Source organism: Actinoplanes utahensis, from assembly GCF_016862455.1.
GTDB lineage: Bacteria > Actinomycetota > Actinomycetes > Mycobacteriales > Micromonosporaceae > Actinoplanes > Actinoplanes utahensis.
The window spans coordinates 17,009-37,824 of the sequence record NZ_BOMZ01000108.1; the positions used below are offsets into that span (position 1 = coordinate 17,009).

The following is a 20,816-nucleotide window of genomic DNA, read 5'->3' on the forward strand; positions in this document are numbered from 1 at the left end:
GCGGACAACGGGGGCGATGTGCGAAACGCTCCGGAGTCGTATGGTTACCCGGACCCGCATCGATCGGCCCTTCGGGGCTGGAGAGTGCCCGGAGTCACGATCCGGAGTGCGACACATCATTCGCGTGCAGTTGGGGAGGGAGGGGCGCCCCCGGCTCGGGCGTGCGCCGCCATCGCATGAGTACGACACAGAGAAACGCCGTCACGATCTCGGGGTCCGAGTCTCATCGGCCGATGCTGTTCGCTCACGGGTACGGATGCGATCAGAACATGTGGCGTCTGGTCACGCCGGCCTTCCAGGACACGCACCGGATCGTCCTGTTCGACCACGTCGGCAACGGCCGGTCCGACCTGTCGGCCTATCGCGACTCCCGGCACGGCACCCTGGGCGGCTATTCCGAGGACGTCCTGGAGATCATCCACGAGAACGACCTGCGTGACGTGATCTTCGTCGGCCACTCGGTGAGCGCGATGATCGGGGTGCTCGCCGCGGTCCGGGAGCCGGACCGGTTCGCCGGGATCGTGATGGTCGGCCCCTCCCCGCGGTACATCGACGACGAGACCGACGGCTATGTCGGCGGGTTCCAGCACACCGACATCGAGCAGATGCTGGAGTCCCTGGACAGCAACTATCTGGGCTGGTCGAGCGCGATGGCCCCGGTGATCATGGGCAACCCGGACCGGCCGGAGCTCGGCGAGGAGCTGACCAACAGTTTCTGCATGACCGACCCGGAGATCGCCAAGAAGTTCGCCCGGGTCACCTTCCTCTCCGACAACCGCGCCGATCTGCCCCGGCTGCGGGTCCCCTCGCTGGTCCTGCAGTGCTCGGACGACGTCATCGCGCCCACCGTGGTCGGCGAGTACGTGCACAAGAACACTCCGGAGAGCACGTTCATGGCCCTCAACGCGACCGGCCACTGTCCGAACCTGAGTGCGCCCGAGGAGACGGTTGACGCGATCAAGTCCTGGTTGTAGACAGCGGGCATGATCGGCGGAGCATTGGCGTGAGTGAATCTGGTGGGCCGGACGTGACACAGGAGTTGCGACTGCCCTGGGACGACGATCCCGAGGACCTGTACGAGCATGCCCCCTGTGGATACCTGACGACGCTCCCGGACGGCACGATCGTCCGGGTCAACGAGACGTTCCTGAACTGGACCGGGTATTCGCGGTCCGACCTGATCGGCCTCAAACGGTTCCGCGACCTGCTGACCAAGAGCGACCAGATCTATCACGAGACGCACTACGCGCCGTTACTGAACATGCAGGGCGAGGTGCACGAGATCGCGCTCGAGGTGGTCCGGTCGGACCGGCAGGCGGTGCCCACCCTGGTCAACTCGGTGCTGGAACGCGGGCCGACCGGGGTGCCCCGGATCATCCGCACGATGGTCTTCAACGCCACCGAGCGGCGCAGCTACGAGCGGGAGCTGCTGAGCGCCCGCCGGGCCGCCGAGTCCTCGGAGCAACGGGTCCGGGTTCTGCAGCGGATAGTGGCCGACCTGGCGGCGGCCCCGACCGAGGCGGAGGTCGCGGAGGCCGTGGTACGCGCGCCGGAGCCCGCCTTCCAGGCCACCAGCAGCAGCATCTACCTGGTCGACACCGACTCGGACCGGCTGATCGCGGTCGCCTCGACCGATCCGACCACCGGCAACTGGGACGACATGCCCCGCTCGTCGACCCGGGCGGTCGCCGAGGTGGCCCGGCGCGGCGACCTGCACGTGGTCGGCACCGTGGCCGAGGCCGAGGAGCACTTCCCGGACCTGGCCGAGTCGATGCGCCGGTCCGAGCGGCGCAGCGTGGTGCTGCTCCCGCTGACCACCGGCCCGGCCGACGAACAGGCCGGGATGAACGTGCTGGGCGTCCTGGCGTTCAGCTTCCGTGAGGAGCGTGTCCTCACCGACGGTGAGCTGCGGGTCATCCGGCTGCTCGGGCAGCAGGCCGGGCAGGCGCTGGACCGGGCCCGGCTCTACGACGACGCCCGGCGCCGTGAGGAGCGCTCGTCGTTCCTGGCCCGCACCACGCGGGCGCTGGACGAGGAGCACCGGCTGCTGCAGCGGGCCCGCCGGCTCGTCGAGCGGGTGGTCCCGGAGATCGCCGACTGGGCCCTGATCCGGCTCCAGGTCGGCCCGGCCGGCCTGGTCGAGCACCACGGCGGCCCGGCGCCCGATCCGGCGCGGATCGAGCAGCGGACGGCCGAGGCGGTGGAGACGGCGGCGCCGGTCTTCGCCACCGACGGCGACGCCCTGGGCTGCACCGTGCTGCCGCTGATCGTCCGCGGCCGGGTGCTCGGCACGCTGGCCGTCCGGATGGCCCCGGACCGCCGCGGCGCCGAGGCCGAGCGGCTGTTCCTCATCGACCTGGCCGACCGTATCGCGCTCGCCTGCGAGAACGCCCGCCTCTACGAGCAGGAGCGGGCCATCGCCCGGACCCTGCAGCGCAGCCTGCTGGCCGCGGACGTGCCGGGCGCCGACCCGAGGTTCGCGGTGGAGACCCACTACCAGGCCGCCGCGCAGGACATGGAGGTCGGCGGCGACTGGTACGACGCCTTCCTGATCACCGCCAACAAGCTGGCCGTGGTGGTCGGCGACGTGGTCGGGCGGGGCATCGAGGCGGCCACCACGATGGGCCAGCTGCGCAGCGCGATCCGGGCGCTGGCCTCGGCGGAGAACGGGCCGGCCCGGCTGCTGGAGGACCTGGACCGGTTCTGTGACCGGGTCGACTCGGCCCGGATGGCCACCCTGGTCTACGCCGAGATCGACCTGCTCAGCAGTGAGGTGTCGTACGCCTGCGCCGGTCACCTGCCCCCGCTGCTGCACGAGCCGGCCGGCTCCCCGACGTACCTGCTGGAGGGCCGGTCCGCGCCGATCGGCTCCCGGGCCGGCGACCGCCGCCGCGTCGAGCACCGGATGCGCCTGGCCGCCGGCAGCCGCCTGCTGCTCTACACCGACGGCCTCATCGAGCGCCGGAACCGCCCCATCGACCGCGGTTTCGAGACCCTCGCCCGCGAGTACGCGCGGCTGCGGGACGCGCCGCTCAAGGGCCTGACCGCCAGCCTGGCCGACACCCTGGTCGGCCGGGACCACGGCGACGACGTGTGCCTGCTCTGCCTCACCCTGGGCGCCGAGGAGCGGCTGGAACGCTCGATCGGCGCGGACCCGCTGCAGATCGCCCTGCTCCGGGCCGACATGCGCGGCTGGCTGGCCGGCCACGGGGTGGACACCGACTGCCTCAACGCGGTGCTGCTCGCCTGTTCCGAGGCGGTGGCCAACTCGATCGAGCACGGGTACGCCGACGACCCGTTCGGGGTGGTCGACGTGTCCGCCACGATCAGCGCGGAGACGGTGGAGGTCCGGGTCACCGACCGGGGCGGCTGGCGCGGGGGGACGGAGCCGCCCACCGATTTCACCCGCGGCCGTGGCCTTCAGCTCATCTACGAGTCGATGGACGAGGTGGCCTTCGACCGTGGCGGCGAGGGGACGACGGTGACGATGCGACGGCACAGGACGACGGCATGAGCGACCGGAGGGAGTTCATGGCGGAGCCACCCCGCTCTGGTGAGCACGGCATGAGCGACCGGAGGGAGTTCATGGCGGAGCCACCCCGTTCTGGTGGGCACGGCATGACCGACGAGTGGGTGAGCTTCTCGCGGCGGGGTGTCACGGAGTTGGTCCATCTGAAGGGTGAGATAGACCTCGCGAACGCCAACGACATCGGCCGGGCCGTCGTGGCCCGGACCACCGAGGCGAGCGCCGTGCTGATCGACCTGACCGCGGTCTCGTTCCTGGACAGCGCCGGGGTGCGGCTGCTGGACTTCATCGTCGGAGATCTGGACGACCGGGGGAAACCGATCCGGCTGGTCGTCGGGGAGCGCGGGGCCGCACGGATGACGCTGCAGCTCTGCGCGTTCCGCGCCGACCTGCTGGCGACCGACCTGGACCGGGCCGCGGCGGAACTGGAGCGGTAGTGCCGAACGGCCTCGCGTACCCTGGACACCCATGAGCGTGAGTTCCGTCTTCCCGCAGCTCGAGCAGCTGCTGCCCAGGGTCAGCAAACCGATCCAGTACGTGGGCGGCGAGCTCGGCGCCGTCGTCAAGGACTGGGACGAGACCACCGTCCGGTGGGCGCTGATGTACCCCGACGCCTACGAGGTCGGCCTGCCCAACCAGGGCGTGCAGATTCTGTACGAGGTGCTCAACGAGCAGGCGGACGTGCTCGCCGAGCGGACCTACGCGGTCTGGCCCGACCTCGAGGCGCTGATGCTGGAGAACGGCGTCCCGCAGTTCACCGTCGACGCGCACCGGCCGGTGAAGGCGTTCGACGTGTTCGGGCTGTCGTTCGCCACCGAGCTGGGTTACACGAACATGCTGTGCGCGCTCAAGCTGGCCGGCATCCCGCTGGACAGCGCCGACCGGGACGAGTCGCACCCGATCGTGCTGGCCGGCGGTCATGCCAGCTTCAACCCGGAGCCGATCGCCGACTTCATCGACGCCGCCGTGCTCGGTGATGGCGAGGAGGCGGTCCTGGAGATCACCGGGATCATCCGGGAGTGGAAGGCCGAGGGCTGCCCCGGCGGGCGCGACGAGCTGCTGCTGCGCCTGGCCCGGACCGAGAGCATCTACGTGCCCCGGTTCTACGACGTGGACTACCTGCCCGACGGCCGGATCCAGCGCGTCGTGCCGAACCGGCCGGACGTGCCGTTCCGGGTCGCCAAGCGGACCACGATGGATCTCGACGCGTGGCCGTACCCGAAGAAGCCCCTCGTGCCTCTGGCCGAGACCGTCCACGAGCGGTACGCGGTGGAGATCTTCCGGGGTTGCACCCGGGGCTGCCGGTTCTGCCAGGCCGGCATGATCACCCGCCCGGTGCGGGAGCGGTCGATCACCACGGTCGGCCAGATGGTCAAGGAGGGCCTGGAGTTCTCCGGCTTCAACGAGGTCGGCCTGCTGTCGCTGTCCAGCGCCGACCACTCCGAGATCGGTGACATGTGCTCCGGTCTCGCCGAGCAGTACGCGGACACCAACGTCTCGCTGTCACTGCCGTCCACCCGGGTCGACGCGTTCAACATCGACCTGGCCCAGGAGCTGTCCCGCAACGGGCGGCGGACCGGTCTCACCTTCGCGCCCGAGGGCGGCTCGGAGCGGATCCGCAAGGTCATCAACAAGATGGTGACCAAGGAGGACCTGATCCGGACCGTCGTCACGGCGTACTCGAACGGCTGGCGGCAGGTGAAGCTGTACTTCATGTGCGGCCTGCCCAGCGAGACCGACGAGGACGTCCTGGAGATCGCCGAGATGGCGCACGAGGTGATCCGGGCCGGCCGTGCCGCGGCCGGCACCAAGGACATCCGGTGCACGGTGTCGATCGGCGGGTTCGTGCCGAAGCCGCACACCCCGTTCCAGTGGGCGCCGATGGACCGGCCGGAGGTCATCGACGGCCGGCTCAAGATGCTCAAGAACGCGATCAACAGTGACCGCTCGCTCGGCCGGGCGATCGGTTTCCGCTACCACGACGGCGAGCCGTCCCTGATCGAGGGCCTGCTGTCGCGTGGCGACCGCCGGGTCGGCAAGGTCATCCGCCGGGTCTGGGAGAAGGGCGGCCGTTTCGACGGCTGGTCCGAGCACTTCTCGTACGCGCGCTGGGTCGAGGCCTGTGACGAGGTCCTGCCCGGGATGGGTGTGGACCTGGACTGGTTCACCACCCGCGAGCGCGAGGAGCTGGAGGTCCTGCCCTGGGACCACCTGGACTCCGGTCTCGACAAGGACTGGCTGTGGCAGGACTGGCAGGACTCGATGAGCGAGTTCGAGCAGGACGACTGCCGCTGGACCCCGTGCTTCGACTGCGGCGTCTGCCCGTCGATGGACACCGAGATCCAGATCGGCCCGACCGGCAAGAAGCTGCTTCCTCTGACACCCGTGAAGAACCTGCGGGTCCCCGTTTAGGAGATTTCCGATTCCTCCGAAGAACCAACCCGTCGGCGGTCAGGCCCCGGTCGTCCAGCGGATCCGTCTGCGGTACGCCAAGCGTGGCCCGCTCCGCTTCACCTCGCATCGGGACTTCGCCCGCGCGTTCGAGCGGGCGCTGCGCCGTGCCGCCGTGCCGATCGCCTTCTCCCAGGGCTTCACCCCGCACCCGAAGATCTCGTACGCCAGCGCCGCCCCGACCGGTGTCGGCAGCGAGGCGGAGTACCTGGAGATCGGCCTGCAGGCCCCGGTCGACCCGGAGCAGCTGCGGGTCGCGCTGGACGCCGCTCTCTCCCCGGGCCTCGACATCCTGGAGGCGGTGATCGCCGGCGAGGGCAGCCTCGCCGACCGGATCGACGCCTCGCAGTGGCGTCTGGAGCTGCCGCAGGTCGAGCCCGCGGTCGCGGAGAAGGCGGTCACCGCGTTCCTGGACTCGGCGGAAGTCCTGGTGGAACGCATGACCAAGCAGGGCAAGCGCGCTTTCGACGCGCGGGCGGCGGTGTCCCGGTGCGCGGTGGCTGCTGAGCCGGACCTACCTTCCGGGGCGGTTGCGGTACCGTGTGCGATAATCGACCTTGTCGTACGGCAGGTGACACCCGCCGTGCGGCCCGATGACGTCCTCTCCGGTCTGCGTGTGGTGGCCGGCCTGGAGCCGCCGGTGCCCCCACGGGTCACTCGGCTGGCCCAGGGCACACTCACCGCGCAGGGGGAGATCGTCGATCCGTTGGACGCGGATCGCGGGGGCGTCGGCATCGGAGAGCGCTGACCGGGAGTCCGGTCGGTGTTCGTCGAGCTTTTTTCAGCATGGCGAGGCGGCAACACCCGGCACCGGGCAACGGGCCGGTGGTCTTCGGCCAATGCCAGGTTGAAAAAAGGTCACTGGCAGACTTCGGCAAGCCCGACCCGCACAGGGCTGGGCCCGAAAAACTTTGCAGCGACCCTGCGTGGCAGCGCTCACCCGCGCCCGGGGTCGCCGAGAACTGGAGAGCGCCCCATGCTCGATAACGAGCCCCCAGTCAACCTGGGAGATCAGGGCGGTGAACGGGACGGAGCAGTCACGCCGCCCGCGGATGCCGCCGCAAGCACCACCCCGGCACGCCGGACGCGGGCTCCGCGTCGCAAGGCGGCAGCGCCTCCACCGGAGGCTGACGCGCCGGTGGCTGACGCTCCGGTGGCCGACGCCGCCGGCCCGGCTGCCGAGCCCGGCGCCGGGATCGAGGCCGCTGCCGCGGCTGACCCCGCCGAGGCGCCGCCCGCGCCGGTGAAGAAGGCCACCCGGGCCCGGCGCAAGAAGGCCGAGCCCACTGCCGAGGCTGCCGCCCCGGCAGCTCCCCAAGCTGACGAGCCGGCCACCGTCCAGGCCGCCGAGTCCGCTGCCGTCCCGGCCGCCGCCGAGGGCCCGGCCGCGGAGGCCGCCGAGGTCCCGCCCGCGCCGGTGAAGAAAGCCACCCGGGCTCGCCGTAAGAAGGTCGAGCCGGCTGCCGAACAGCCCACTCTCCTGGAGGACTCGACCCCGGCCGACGTACCGGCCGAGGTGGTGGAGACGCCCGCCGCGACCGCCGAGCCGGCCGTCCCGGAGCTCTCCGAGGAGGACGAGGCCGCTCTCATCGAGGAAGCCGCCGTGGAGGCCGCCGCGGCCGCCCGCGCCGCCGGTGCCCCGGTGGTCGGCATCCTTCCGCTCGACGACGACTTCGTGGAGGAGAAGCCGGCCCGCCCCGCCCGGGGCCGCCGTGGCGCCCTCCCGCCCGCTGTGCTGTTCATGCCCCCGGAGGCCGTGGAGGCCGAACCCGCGCCGGTGAGCCGTCGCCGCCGCCCGGCCGCCGAGCCGGTCGCCGCCGAGGCCCCGGCCGTCGCCGAGCCGGCGCCCGCGCCGGTCGAGGCCGTGGCCGTGCCCGAGGAGACCATCGAGGAGCCCGCCGAGGGCACCCGCCGCAGCCGTCGCCGCCGCAGGGGCGCTGCCGAGGAGCCCGCCGAGGTGGCGGTCGCCGAGGCGGAGCCGGCGCTGGAGGAGGCCGAGGAGAGCGCCGACGACGTCGAGGACGGTGCCGACGACGAGAACGACGACGATGAGGACGGCGCCGCCGGCCGTCGTCGTCGCCGCCGTGGCCGCCGCGGCCGGGGCCGGGGCAAGGGCCCGTCCGACGAGGCCGACGACGCCGACGCCGAGGAGGGCGCCGAGGAGGGCGCGGAGGCGTCCGCCGAGGACGGCGAGGACGAGGACGAGGAGCCGGAGGAGGGCGAGGGCGAGGGCGACGGCGTCACCCGGCGTCGCCGCCGCCGGCGTCGCAAGGGCTCCAGCGGTGACGGCGAGACCGGCGGCATCGAGGACGGCGTGCACACCGTGGTCCGGGTGCGCGAGCCCCGGCGCACCTCCGACGAGGTGCAGGGTGTCTCCGGCTCGACCCGGCTGGAGGCCAAGCGCCAGCGCCGCCGGGACGGCCGCGAGCAGCGCCGTACCCGCCCGCCGATCCTGAGTGAGTCGGAGTTCCTGGCCCGCCGTGAGGCGGTGGACCGGGTCATGGTCGTCCGGCAGAAGCAGGACCGCACCCAGATCGCGGTGCTCGAGGACGGCATCCTGGTCGAGCACTACGTCGCCCGGGCCACCTCCGGCACCATGGTCGGCAACGTCTACCTCGGCAAGGTGCAGAACGTGCTGCCGAGCATGGAGGCGGCGTTCGTCGACGTGGGCCGCGGCCGCAACGCCGTGCTCTACGCCGGTGAGGTCAACTGGGACGCCACCGGGCTGGAGGGCCGGGCCCGCTCGATCGAGCAGGCACTGCGCTCCGGCGACTCGGTGCTGGTACAGGTCACCAAGGACCCGATCGGCCACAAGGGCGCCCGCCTGACCAGCCACATCGCGCTCTCCGGCCGGCACCTGGTCTACGTGCCGAACGGCAACGCGTCCGGGATCAGCCGCAAGCTGCCGGACAACGAGCGCAAGCGGCTCCGGGACATCCTGAAGAAGCTGGTGCCGGACGGTGCGGGCGTGATCGTCCGGACCGCGGCCGAGGGCGCCACCGAGGACGAGCTGGCCCGCGATGTCAAGCGGCTGCAGGCGCAGTGGGAGGACATCCAGGCGCGGGCCGCCGAGGGCAACGCCCCGCGGGCGCTGTCCGAGGAGCCGGACCTGGTCATCCGGGTCGTCCGGGACCTCTTCAACGAGGACTTCCGCGAGCTGGTGGTCCAGGGCGAGCAGGCGTACGCCGAGGTCGAGAACTACCTCGACTCGGTCTCCCCGGACCTGGTGGAGCGGCTGCGGCGGCACACCGGCGTGACGGACGCCTTCGCCGAGTGGCGCATCGACGAGCAGATCCTCAAGGCTCTCGACCGCAAGGTCTTTCTCCCGTCCGGCGGTCACCTGGTGATCGACCGGACCGAGGCGATGACCGTGGTCGACGTCAACACCGGTAAGTACACCGGCGCGGGCGGCAACCTGGAGGAGACGGTCACCCGCAACAACCTGGAGGCGGCCGAGGAGATCGTGCGCCAGCTGCGGCTGCGCGACCTCGGCGGCATCGTGGTGATCGACTTCATCGACATGGTGCTGGAGAGCAACCGCGAGCTGGTGCTGCGGCGGCTCACCGAGTGCCTGGGCCGGGACCGGACGAAGCACCAGGTCACGGAGATCACCTCGCTGGGTCTGGTGCAGATGACCCGCAAGCGGATCGGTGCGGGCCTGCTGGAGGCGTTCAGCGAGAACTGCGACCACTGCAAGGGCCGCGGCCTGATCATCCATCAGGAGCCGGTGCCGGAGAAGCGGTCGAACGGCGGCGGTGGCGGCAACGGCGGCGGGGCGAGCAGCCAGGTCAAGGCGGTCGCGGCGACGGTGCGTACCGAGACGCCCGTGCGTACCGAGACGCCCGTGCAGCAGCCCCAGCAGCAGTCGTCGCGTCAGCGGCGTCGCCGTGGTGGCGGCGACAGCGCCCCGGTGGAGCAGCCGGTGGAGACCGTGGTGGTCGCCGAGCCGGTGGTCGCCGAGCCGGTGGCCGTCGAGGAGGCCGGCCCGGTCGCGGAGGTCCCGCCGGTCCCGGTGCAGGCTCCCGTGACGACGCAGGCTCCTGTCCAGGCGCAGGCTCCTGTCCAGGCGCAGGCTCCTGTCCAGGCGCAGGCTCCTGTCCAGGCGCAGGCTCCGGTGCAGGCGCCGATGGCGGGTTCGGGGATCGTCCGCCCGGCGCAGCCGGCGCTGACCACCTCCGACGCCGACGACGAGTACGACATCAGCGGTTACGACCTGTCCCGTTACGAGACGGAGGCCGAGCCCGCGTCGCGGGAGTCGGCCGCCGAGGAGGCCGAGTCGATGCGGCTGGCCGGGGCGGACGACCCGGACGCGGCCGACGAGGACGAGGACGACGACGAGGACGTGGTGGGCGCCGGCACGGGCACCCGCCGCCGGTCGAGGCGGAGCGCCACGAGGCGGCGTACCCGGCCCTGAGCAGTGTGAACCCGCCCCCGCGGTTAACTAGAAAGAAAGTTAACTGCGGGGGCGGGTTTTCCGTTACCCTCGCTGGGATCGATCCCTTTCCCCCGAGGAGACCGAGTTCCCATGCGTATCCCTGCCCTCGCCACGGTGACGATCTGCGCCGCGCTCCTGGCCGGCGGCTGCTCCGGCGGCGACGAGCCGAAGGCGGCCCCCGCCGCCCCCGCCGCCCCCGCGGCGACCGCTGCGCAGCAGACCGAGAAGCCGACCGACGCCGCGCTCTCCGCGGACACCGAGGCCATCTGCGATCAGGCGAGCCGGACCAGCACCGCCTTCGGCAAGACCGTGGTGGAGAACCGGGTCCTGCTGACCCGGGCGGGTGCGGAGAGCCGGGAGGCCCAGGCGAAGGCCCGGGAGAAGGTCACACGTGACGTGCAGAACTTCTCCTTCGCCCTGCTCGACATGTCGAAGCTGACCGCCGACGCCGAGGTCAAGAAGGCCCTCGCCACGCTGGGCGCGCAGGTGACCGCGCTCAAGGGTGACATCGCGAAGTTCGACGACAAGCGGCTCACCGACCTGCACGGCACGCTGGACAAGGCGTGTGGACGAGGTTAACGGCCCGGTTTGGGTCTCGGCCCGGCGATGAAGTATTCTTTCCGACGGCGCCTTTTCGGCGCCCGCTCCGTGCGCGCTTCAGTGACAGATGAGCGCCTGCCGGATCTTTAGCAACATCCGCCAGCAGCCATGCGGCTGCGTAAGTCTCAGGGAGTCCGCGTCTCATGTACGCGATCGTCAAGACCGGCGGCAAGCAGTACAAGGTTGCCGAGGGCGACGTGATCGAGGTCGAGAAGCTCGCGGGTGAGCCCGGCGACGCTCTGACGCTCGCCGCAGTGCTCCTCGTCGACGGTGACAACCTGGTGACCGAAGCGGCCAAGCTTGCCAACGTTACGGTGTCCGGCGAGATCGCCGAGCACACCAAGGGTCCGAAGATCCGGATCCACAAGTTCAAGAACAAGACCGGTTACCACAAGCGCCAGGGGCACCGTCAGCCGCTGACCCGCGTCAAGGTGACCGGCATCAAGAGCGGGAAGTAGGCGCGCAATGGCTCATAAAAAGGGTGCATCCAGCTCTCGTAACGGCCGCGATTCCGCCGCTCAGCGGCTGGGCGTCAAGCGGTTCGGCGGCCAGCTCGTCAACGCCGGCGAGATCCTGATCCGCCAGCGTGGCACCAAGTTCCACCCGGGCGACCTGGTCGGCCGTGGCGGCGACGACACGCTGTTCGCGCTCGCCGCGGGCAACGTCCAGTTCGGCACCTCGCGCGGTCGCAAGACCGTCAGCATCGTGCCGGTCGCGTAGTAGTTTTCTCTACAGCGGGCCGTGGACCCTCGGGTCCGCGGCCCGCTGTTGTTTTTCCACGGCTTCACTGTGGTGACGTGTGGTTCGCCATCGAGCCGCAGGTCACCACAACACCAGGGTCTCGCAGCAGTAGGAGTCGCAAGTGACCACGTTCGTCGACCGGGTAGTGCTGCACCTCCAGGCGGGTGACGGCGGGCACGGCTGTTCCTCCGTGCACCGGGAGAAGTTCAAACCGCTCGGCGGGCCGGACGGCGGCAACGGCGGGCACGGCGGCAGCATCACCCTCGTGGTGGATCCGCAGCAGCACACCCTGCTGGACTTCCACTTCCATCCGCACATCAAGGCCAGCAACGGCGGCGGTGGCGCCGGCTCGAACCGGGACGGCGCGACCGGCAAGGATCTGATCCTCAAGGTGCCGGACGGCACCGTGGTGCAGACCCTGGACGGCGAGGTGCTGGCCGACCTGGTCGGTGCCGGCACCGAGTTCACCGTGGCCCGCGGTGGCCGCGGCGGCCGGGGCAACGCGTCGCTCGCCAACGCGCGGCGCAAGGTGCCGGGCTTCGCCGAGCTCGGCGAGCCGGGCGACCAGCTGGACGTCGTGCTGGAGCTGAAGAGCGTCGCCGACGTGGGCCTGGTCGGTTTCCCGTCGGCGGGCAAGTCGTCGCTGATCGCGGTGATGTCCGCGGCCAAGCCGAAGATCGCCGACTATCCGTTCACCACGCTGGTGCCCAACCTGGGTGTGGTGCAGGCCGGCGAGCAGACCTACACCATCGCCGACGTGCCCGGGCTGATCCCCGGCGCGGCCACCGGCAAGGGCCTGGGCATGCAGTTCCTGCGGCACATCGAGCGGACCTCGGTGCTGGTGCACGTGCTGGACGCGGCGGCCCCGGAGATCGAGCGGGACCCGCTCGCCGACCTGGACGCGATCGAGGCGGAGCTGGCGGCTTACGGCGGGCTCGAGAACCGGCCGCGGATCGTGGTGCTCAACAAGATCGACATTCCGGACGGGCGCGACCTGGCCGAGATGGTGCGACCCGACCTGGAGGCCCGCGGCTACCAGGTGTTCGAGGTCAGCGCGATGACCCGGGAAGGACTGCGGGAGTTCGGGTTCGCCCTGGCCAAGCTGGTCGCCGAGCACCGGGCGGCCAAGCCGGTCGAGGAGGCGACCCGGATCGTGATCCGCCCGCGCGCGGTCGACGACACCGGATTCACCATCGAGCAGGACGAGGACGGGGTCTTCGTGATCCGCGGCACCCAGGTGGAGCGCTGGGTGCGGCAGACCAACTTCGACAACGACGAGGCCATCGGTTACCTGGGTGACCGCCTCGAGCGGCTCGGCGTCGAGGCCGAGCTGGCCAAGAAGGGCGCGGTCGCGGGCAGCCCGGTGCGGATCGGCGAGCGCGAGTTCGACTGGGCGCCGAACGCGGGCGAGTACATCTCCGGCCCACGTGGCACCGACATCCGCCTGGAGGAGCTGGACACCCGGCCGTCCGCGGCGCAGCGACTCGCCGCGCGCAAGGCCCGCCGGGTGCGCAACGACGACGAGCTGACCCACATGTCGGCCGACGGCACGGTCAGCACCGTCGCCAACGCGCAGCTTCCGGTGCTGGTGAGTGACGAGGATGACAGCGAGGGCGACACCGACGAATAGGCAGTCGGCCAGATCACCGCAACCCGCCGGAAACGGTCGTCACCTAGAGTCACCTGGGTGCTGATCGAAATTCGACCCTCCCTGGACCCGGAACTGGCCGTCCTCGTTACCGCTGAGCAGTGGGAACGGACCGGTTCCGGCATGCCGGCCCGGGGTCGGACGTTCCAGCCGGACGATGACGTCGAGTATCTGGTAGGTGTCGTCAACGGGCGAGCGGTGGCCTGCGGGGGCTGGCAGGCGCTGGCGCCGGGCACGGCGGGGATGCGGCGGCTGTACGTGCGCCCCGCCTTCCGTGGCCGCGGCCTGGCCCGGCAGATGATCGTCGCGATCGAGGAGGAGGCGCTCGCCGCGGGCCGGCCGGTGATCCGGCTGGAGCTGGAGTCCCGGCTGTCCGCGGCGATCGCCCTCTACCGGTCGTCCGGCTACCTGCCGGTGCGGCCGGACCGTCCCGGGCTGGTCACGTTCGAGAAGCGGCTACCGGTCCTGGTCCAGTAGGCCCAGGGCGGCACGCGTACGGCGTACCGTCGCGAAAGCTCGTGGCCGGACCTGCCGTGCGCCCTCCGCCAGGATCTCCCGGACGTGCCCGGGGTCGCCGGCCAGCGCGGCGTGCCGCGAGCGGATCGGCGCGAGCACCGCCTCCACCGCGTCGGTGACCTCCCGCTTCAGCTTTCCGTAGGAGTGTGGATCGGCCGGTTCCCGGCCCGCGCAGGCGGCCAGGATGTCGATCAGGTTGGTGACGCCCGGCTGCCGGCCCGGATCGCGGCGCACCACCGCCAGTTCGTCGGTGACCGCCCGGGCCACCGTCCGGCGCACCACGTCTGGCGGGTCGAGCAGCGCGATCCGCCCGGTTCCGGTGCTCTTGCCCATCTTGGTGGTGGGATCGGCGAGATCCATGACCCGCGCGGCCGCCTCCGGGCGTACCCCCTCGGGCACCGTGAAGGTCCGGCCGTACCGGGCGTTGAACCTGGTCGCGAGGGTGCGGGCGAGTTCCAGATGCTGGTTCTGATCCTCGCCGACCGGCACCTGGACGATGTCGTGGGCCAGGATGTCGGCGGCCATCAGCACCGGGTAGGTCAGCAGGCTCAGCCGCACGTGACCGCCGCCGGACGACTTCTCCTTGAACTGGATCATGCGGGCCGCCTCGCCGAAGCCGGTCGCGCACTCCAGCAGATAGTGCAGCTCGGTGATCTCGGGAACGTGCGACTGGACCACGATCGGGGTGCGTTCCGGGTCGACGCCGGCGGCCAGCATGACCGTGGCCTGTTCGAGCGTGAGCGCCCGTACCCTCTCGGGGTCGTGGTCCAGGGTGAGCGCGTGCAGGTCGGCGATCAGCGTGATCGACGCGGTGCCGTCCTGCGCCGCGATCAGCGGGCGCAGCGCGCCCAGCAGATTACCGAGATGCAGGTGGCCGGTGGGCTTGAAACCGGTCAGGCGGCGGGTGGTCGACATCAGGATCTCCCTACGGGGGTACGGGTGACCGTCTGCTCCGGGAGATCGCGTGCTCGACGAGAAACGGCCGCCCGGATCGGGCGGCCGCGGAAGTGGATTCGCGCGTGTGGGTGAGCCGCCCCGTCAGGGCAGCCACCAGTCGGTACGGCAGACGCGCATGGATCGAGCGTAGCGTGCCCACCGTGGGGACGGCGGCCCCAGACGGGCATGATTGTCGGCATGCCCACCCTGACCCGTGCCGAGGCCGTCGAGCGAGCATCAGTCGTCGACGTCGAGGAATATCACATCGACCTGGACCTGACCGGCTCCGGCGACACCTTCCGCTCCCGTGTGACGGTGCGGTTCCGTGCCCGGGCCGGCGCCGCGACCTTCCTGGAGTTCGAGCCCGCCGAGGTCGCCTCGATGACGCTCAACGGGGTCGCCGTGCCCGCGGCGGCCTCGACCGGCGCCCGCCTGGAGCTGACCGGCCTCGCCGAGGAGAACGAGCTGGTCGTCGACGCCCTGATGCGGTATTCCAACGACGGCGAGGGCCTGCACCGGTACACCGATCCGGCCGACGGGAACACCTACCTCTACCAGCACCTGTTCATCAACAACGCCGGCCGGGTGCTGCCGGCGTTCGACCAGCCGGACCTCAAGGCCGTCTTCACGGTCGGCGTCACCGCGCCGGAGCAGTGGCTGGTCGCCACGAACGGGACGCTCGTCTCCCGGGACGGCTGCCGCTGGCGGTTCGCGCCCACCAAGCGGATCTCCACCTATCTGGCCACCCTGATCGCCGGGCCCTACCACCAGGTCACCAGCGAGCACGACGGCATCCCGCTGGCCCTGTACGTGCGGTCCGCCCTCGCCGAGCACCTGGACGCGCAGGCGCCGGAGATCTTCGAGCTGACCAGGCAGTCGCTGGACCGGTTCCACGAGATGTTCGACATCCGCTACCCGTTCGGGCACTACCAGCAGGCGTTCGCCCCCGAGTTCAACTTCGGCGCCATGGAGTACCCCGGCCTCGTCGTCTTCCGGGACGAGATGATCCCGCGCTCGGCGGTCACCGACAGCGACCGGGAACGCCGGGCCAACGTGATCGCCCACGAGATGGCCCACATGTGGTTCGGTGACCTGGTCACCATGGCCTGGTGGGACGACCTGTGGTTGAACGAGTCGTTCGCCGAGTACCTGGGGTCCCGGGTGACCGCCGAGGCGACCCGCTTCGCCGACGCGTGGACCACCTTCGCCATGCACCGCAAAGCCTGGGGACTGCGCGCCGACCAGCGGCCGTCCACCCATCCGGTCGCCCCGTCCGAGGTCGTCGACACCGAGCAGGCGCTGCTCAACTTCGACGGGATCTCGTACGCCAAGGGCGCCGCCGTCCTCAAGCAGCTGGTCGCCTGGCTCGGCGACAAGGCGTTCCTGGCCGGGCTCAACGAGCACTTCCAGGCACACGCCTACGGCAACGCCACCCTGGCCGACCTGCTGCGCGCCCTGTCCGAGGCGAGCGGCCGGGACCTGTCCGCCTGGGCCGAGGTGTGGCTGCGCCGGGCCCAGGTCAACACGCTGCGCGCCGAGGTCACCCGGGACGGCGCGAACTACGCCGAGGTCGCGGTGACGCAGACCGCCCCGGCGGACTACCCGACCCTGCGGCCGCACCGGATCGGTGTCGGGCTGTACGACCGGCGCGCCGACGGCGGCGTGGTGCTGCGCCGGCGCCTCGAGGTGGAGCTGGACGCATCCGGGCGTACCGTGCTGGCCGAGCTCGCCGGACAGCCCGCGGCGGACCTGCTGCTGCTCAACGACGGTGATCTGACGTACGCCAAGGTCCGCCTGGACGCCGAGTCGGCGGCCGCCGTGCCGCTGCTGCTGCCCCGCCTGGACGACTCGCTGGCCCGTGCCGTGATCTGGGCCGCCACCCTGGACGCCGTGGTCGACGGCGAACGGCCCGTCGCCGAACTGGTCGCCCTGGTCCTGGCCGCGCTGCCGGTGGAGAGCGAGGTGGCGGTCGTCGAGGACGTGCTGAAGGCCACCCGCGGGCTGGTCGACCGGTACGCCTCCCCGGAGACCCGCCCGGCCGCCCTGGGACTCCTCGCCCAGGCCGCCGACCGGCTGCTCGCCGCCGCGCCGGCCGGTGACTCCCGGCAGCTCGCCGCCGCCCGCGGCCTGATCGGCGCCACCGTCGACACCGCCCGGCTGCACGGCTGGCTGGCCGGCGAGAACGTGCCGGACGGTCTGGCCGTCGACGCCGACCTGCGCTGGCTGATCATCTACCGGCTCGCGGTGCTCGGGGTCGCGGGCGCCGACGTGATCGACGGTGAGCTGGCCCGCGACCGCAGCGCCTCCGGTGAGCAGTGGGCCGCCCGCTGCCGGGCCGCCCGCCCGGACCCGGCGGCCAAGGAGGCCGCCTGGACCGCGATCGTCCGGGACGCCTCGCTGTCCAACCGGCTCGCCGAGCTGACCGCGAGCGGGTTCTGGCAGCCGGAGCAACGGGAGCTGCTGGAGCCGTACGCCGAGCGGTACTTCACCGAGATGCCGGAGATGATGCGCAACCGCGGCGGGATGAGCGCCGAGCACATCGCCTCGGTGGCGTACCCCTCGGTGATGGTCTCCGCCCGCACCCGGGAGTTCGCGGCGACCCTGCTCGCCGACCGGGATCTGCACCAGATCCTGCGCCGCGTGGTGGAGGACTCCGACGACGACATGCGGCGGGCCCTGCTCGCGCGAGGCTGACCTGATTCGTGCCCGGAACGCCCCCGTGGACTCGTAACCTGAGGCCACGGGGGTGACGGCGTGGAGTGGTCGGAGGAGCTGGCCGGCGGCCTGCTGCGGGCCGCGCCGGACGCGATCCTGGTCCTGGACGGGGATCTGATCGTGCTGGCCAACGACCGGGCCGAGCAGATGTACGGCTGGCCCGCGGCCGAACTCGTCGGACAGTCCGTGGAGAAGCTGCTCACCCCGGACTCCCGGGCGATCCAGCCGGAGCGGCGGCGCCTGGTCCGCAAGGAGCCGCCCGGCTCGATCGGCCGGATCGTGACCACCGCCCGCCGCCGGGACGGCACCGAGTTCCCGGTCGAGTCGTCCACCACGCTCGTCGACACCGCCCAGGGGCGGCTCGCCGTCGCCGTGGTCCGCGACATCACCGAACGGCGGCGCGCCGAACAGGAGAAGGACCGGCTGCGGGCCGAGGCGCAGGTCCACCGCGACCGGCGCCTGGAGAGCCTGGGCCAGCTCGCCGGCGGCATCGCCCACGACTTCAACAACATGCTCGGGATGGTCCTCAACTACGCCGGCTTCGTGATCGAGGAGGCCGAGTCACCCGATCCGGACGCCGCGTTGATCGCCTCCGACGCCAGGCAGGTGATCCGGGCCGGCCGGCGCGGCACCGAACTCACCCACCAACTGCTCGCCTTCGCCCGGCGCGAGGTGGTCCGCCCCCAGCCGGTCGACCTGAACGCACTGATCACCCGGTCCCGGGGTCTGCTCGCCGGGACCGCCGGCCCGCGGACCGAGCTGATCCTGCGGCTCGAGGACGGGCTGCCGACGGTCGTCTGCGACCCCGGGCAGATCGAGCAGCTGCTGGTCAACCTGGCGCTCAACGCCCGGGACGCGATGCCCGGCGGTGGCACGCTGACGATCGACACCGGGCTGTCCGGCGGCCGGGTGCGGCTGCGGGTCCGTGACTCCGGCACGGGCATGCCCGCCGAGGTGGCCGAACGCGCCTTCGAGCCGTTCTACACCACCAAGGGCAGCGCCGAGGGCTCCGGCCTGGGCCTGGCCACCGTCTACGGCATCGTCACCCAGGCCGGTGGCGAGGTGCTCCTGACCAGCGAGGTCGGGGTCGGCACCACGGTCACCGCGCTGCTGCCGGCCGGCGCGGCGCCCGGCGTCGCCGACGAGCCGGCCGAACCCGGCACGCTCGGCGCCCGGGGCGAGACGCTGCTGGTCGTCGAGGACGAGGACGCGCTGCGGGACGTGGCCGGGCGGATCCTCACCGCGGCCGGGTACCGGGTGCTGTCGGCGGAGAGCGGGCCGCGGGCGCTGGAGGTGGCGGCCCGGCACGAGGGCGGGATCGACCTGCTCGTCAGTGACGTGGTGATGCCGGGGATGCTGGGCAAGGAGCTGGCCGAGCGGCTGGTCGACGCCCGTCCCGGCACCCCGGTCCTGTTCATGTCCGGTTACGCCCATCCGGTCCTCGCCTCGCGGGGCACCCTCGACCCCGGGGTGACGCTGCTGGAGAAACCGTTCACGGCCGACGAGCTGCTCACCGCCGTTCGCCGCCGCCTCGACGGTTGATCTCCGTCCGATATCCTTCCCTGATGTCCAGGCGGCGCATCGGAATCATGGGTGGGACGTTCGACCCCATCCACCACGGTCACCTGGTCGCCGCCAGCGAGGTCCAGGCGCGGTTCGACCTGGACGAGGTGATGTTCGTGCCGACCGGTCAGCCGTACGAGAAGGGCAGGGTCTCGCCCGCCGAGGACCGGTACCTGATGACCGTCATCGCCACCGCCTCCAACCCGCGCTTCCATGTCAGCCGCGCCGACATCGACCGGGACGGGCCGACCTACACCGTCGACACGCTCCGGGACATGCGGGCCGTCTACGGGCAGTCCGCCGAGCTCTACTTCATCACCGGCGCCGACGCGCTCGGCCGGATCATGTCGTGGCGGGACGCGCTGACCATGCTGGAGCTGGCGCACTTCATCGGCGTCACCCGGCCGGGGTTCGAGCTGTCCGGCGCGCACCTGCCGGCCGACAGCGTCACCCTGGTCGAGGTCCCGGCGATGGCCATCTCCTCCAGCGACTGCCGCCACCGGGTCGCAACCGGCCTGCCGGTCTGGTACCTGGTGCCGGACGGTGTCGTGCAATACATCAACAAGCGGGGCCTGTATCGGGACGCGGGGATTTCCGGGCCGGTGTGAGACGCTTGAAGTCCTGATACTCGACCGAGGAGACCCCTTTTGCCCGTCACCGAACGCGCTCTTGAACTCGCCCTGACGGCCGCCCAGGCCGCCGCGGACAAGAAGGCGCAGGACATCTCCGTCATCAACGTCGCCGAGCAGATCTACATCACCGACGCGTTCGTCATCGCCTCGGCGGCGAACGAGCGCCAGGTGCAGTCGGTCGTCGACGCCATCGAGGAAGCGCTGCTCAACCTGCCGGAGAAGGCGAAACCCGAGCGGCGTGAGGGCCTGCAGCAGGGCCGCTGGGTGCTGCTCGACTACATCGACATCGTGGTGCACGTGCAGCACGTCGAGGAGCGCGAGTTCTACGCCCTGGACCAGCTGTGGAAGGACTGCCCGATCATCCCGTTCGTCGACCGCGACCTCGCCGAAGCCGGCGCCGAGGCCCCGTGACCCGCCTCATCGTCTGGCGGCACGGCAACACCGACTGGAACGCCGGCTCCCGCGTGCAGGGGCAGACCGACGTCCCGCTCAACGAGCTGGGCCGCCGGCAGGCCGTCGACGCGGCTGAACTGCTCGTCCGTCTGCGCCCGGCCGCGATCGTCGCCAGCGACCTGAGCCGGGCCGCCGACACCGCCGCCGCCCTCGCCGCCCTCACCGGGCTCACCATCCGCCCCGACGAGCGGCTGCGCGAGCGATACTTCGGCGAGTGGCAGGGCATGACCATGGCCGAGGTCGCCGCCGAGCGTCCCGAGGAGCACGCCCGCTGGACCGCCGGCGAAGATGTCATCGGCGGCGAGGTGGAGACCCTCGACGACCTGGGCAAGCGGGTCTCCGAGGCGCTCGCGGACGCGGCCCGCCTGGTCCCGGCCGACGGCACCGTCGTGGTCGCCACCCATGGCGCGGCCGCCCGGCAGGGTGTCGGTCATCTGCTCGGCTGGCCACGTGAGCAGCTGCGCACGCTGCGCGCCCTGCAGAACTGTCACTGGGTGGAGCTCACCCGCGACGAGACCCGGGGCTGGCAGATGGCGGCGTACAACGTCGGTGTCATGGCCGACCGCCCGGTCCCGCCGCCGGTGTGAGGGAACCCACCCG

The 20,816-nt window shown here is 71.5% G+C and carries 17 protein-coding genes; 16 read left to right on the forward strand and 1 reads right to left on the reverse strand.

Annotated elements, in window-relative coordinates; genetic code table 11:
• Nucleotides 1-176: 176 nt before the first annotated feature.
• From Aut01nite_RS38110 to Aut01nite_RS38160, 11 genes are all read left to right on the forward strand, one after another.
• A complete protein-coding gene (locus Aut01nite_RS38110) occupies nt 177-974 on the forward strand; it encodes an alpha/beta fold hydrolase (RefSeq protein WP_043526302.1) in 798 nt (265 codons plus the stop codon).
• Nucleotides 975-1,003: 29 nt separating this feature from the next.
• Nucleotides 1,004-3,514 (forward strand): SpoIIE family protein phosphatase, encoded by a 2,511-nt coding sequence (locus tag Aut01nite_RS38115; protein ID WP_043526300.1) that lies wholly within the window; start codon nt 1,004-1,006, stop codon nt 3,512-3,514.
• Nucleotides 3,515-3,564: 50 nt separating this feature from the next.
• Nucleotides 3,565-3,963, forward strand: coding sequence for an STAS domain-containing protein (locus Aut01nite_RS38120; protein ID WP_236642761.1), 399 nt, complete (start codon nt 3,565-3,567; stop codon nt 3,961-3,963).
• Nucleotides 3,964-3,994: 31 nt separating this feature from the next.
• On the forward strand, nt 3,995-5,938 hold the full coding sequence (locus tag Aut01nite_RS38125) for a TIGR03960 family B12-binding radical SAM protein (RefSeq protein ID WP_043526297.1): 1,944 nt from the start codon (nt 3,995-3,997) through the stop codon (nt 5,936-5,938).
• A gap of 67 nt (nt 5,939-6,005) precedes the next feature.
• Nucleotides 6,006-6,725, forward strand: coding sequence for a TIGR03936 family radical SAM-associated protein (locus Aut01nite_RS38130; protein ID WP_083999151.1), 720 nt, complete (start codon nt 6,006-6,008; stop codon nt 6,723-6,725).
• A gap of 228 nt (nt 6,726-6,953) precedes the next feature.
• Nucleotides 6,954-10,391: an Rne/Rng family ribonuclease gene (locus Aut01nite_RS38135; protein ID WP_043526295.1), complete on the forward strand. Its 3,438-nt coding sequence runs from the start codon at nt 6,954-6,956 to the stop codon at nt 10,389-10,391.
• A gap of 111 nt (nt 10,392-10,502) precedes the next feature.
• Nucleotides 10,503-10,991: a hypothetical protein gene (locus Aut01nite_RS38140; protein WP_043526293.1), complete on the forward strand. Its 489-nt coding sequence runs from the start codon at nt 10,503-10,505 to the stop codon at nt 10,989-10,991.
• Between the two features lie 164 nt (nt 10,992-11,155).
• Nucleotides 11,156-11,470, forward strand: a complete 315-nt coding sequence (rplU, locus tag Aut01nite_RS38145) for a 50S ribosomal protein L21 (RefSeq protein WP_043526292.1) — start codon at nt 11,156-11,158, stop codon at nt 11,468-11,470.
• 7 nt (nt 11,471-11,477) lie between these two features.
• On the forward strand, nt 11,478-11,732 hold the full coding sequence (rpmA, locus tag Aut01nite_RS38150; RefSeq protein WP_043526290.1) for a 50S ribosomal protein L27: 255 nt from the start codon (nt 11,478-11,480) through the stop codon (nt 11,730-11,732).
• A 142-nt stretch (nt 11,733-11,874) separates the two neighbouring features.
• A complete protein-coding gene (obgE, locus tag Aut01nite_RS38155; protein ID WP_043526289.1) occupies nt 11,875-13,383 on the forward strand; it encodes a GTPase ObgE in 1,509 nt (502 codons plus the stop codon).
• A 57-nt stretch (nt 13,384-13,440) separates the two neighbouring features.
• On the forward strand, nt 13,441-13,878 hold the full coding sequence (locus tag Aut01nite_RS38160; protein WP_043526287.1) for a GNAT family N-acetyltransferase: 438 nt from the start codon (nt 13,441-13,443) through the stop codon (nt 13,876-13,878).
• Here the strand turns inward: Aut01nite_RS38160 and trpS are convergent.
• Nucleotides 13,858-14,832: a tryptophan--tRNA ligase gene (trpS, locus tag Aut01nite_RS38165; RefSeq protein WP_043526285.1), complete on the reverse strand. Its 975-nt coding sequence runs from the start codon at nt 14,830-14,832 to the stop codon at nt 13,858-13,860. The genes Aut01nite_RS38160 and trpS overlap by 21 nt on opposite strands.
• A gap of 219 nt (nt 14,833-15,051) precedes the next feature.
• Between trpS and pepN the strand changes: the two genes are divergently transcribed.
• From pepN to Aut01nite_RS38190, 5 genes are read left to right on the forward strand one after another with little or no spacing between them, the layout of a single operon-like run.
• Nucleotides 15,052-17,547: an aminopeptidase N gene (gene pepN / locus Aut01nite_RS38170; RefSeq protein ID WP_043526283.1), complete on the forward strand. Its 2,496-nt coding sequence runs from the start codon at nt 15,052-15,054 to the stop codon at nt 17,545-17,547.
• 60 nt (nt 17,548-17,607) lie between these two features.
• Nucleotides 17,608-19,110, forward strand: a complete 1,503-nt coding sequence (locus Aut01nite_RS38175) for a hybrid sensor histidine kinase/response regulator (RefSeq protein ID WP_043526282.1) — start codon at nt 17,608-17,610, stop codon at nt 19,108-19,110.
• Between the two features lie 23 nt (nt 19,111-19,133).
• Nucleotides 19,134-19,739 carry a nicotinate-nucleotide adenylyltransferase gene (gene nadD / locus Aut01nite_RS38180; protein ID WP_043526280.1) on the forward strand — a complete coding sequence of 202 codons (606 nt, stop codon included), beginning with the start codon at nt 19,134-19,136 and terminating at the stop codon, nt 19,737-19,739.
• A 39-nt stretch (nt 19,740-19,778) separates the two neighbouring features.
• The gene (gene rsfS, locus Aut01nite_RS38185; protein WP_043526278.1) at nt 19,779-20,174 is read left to right on the forward strand and encodes a ribosome silencing factor; all 396 of its coding nucleotides are present in this window, start codon (nt 19,779-19,781) and stop codon (nt 20,172-20,174) included.
• Nucleotides 20,171-20,803, forward strand: a complete 633-nt coding sequence (locus Aut01nite_RS38190; protein WP_043526276.1) for a histidine phosphatase family protein — start codon at nt 20,171-20,173, stop codon at nt 20,801-20,803. The genes rsfS and Aut01nite_RS38190 overlap by 4 nt, the downstream gene beginning before the upstream one ends.
• Nucleotides 20,804-20,816 lie beyond the last annotated feature (13 nt).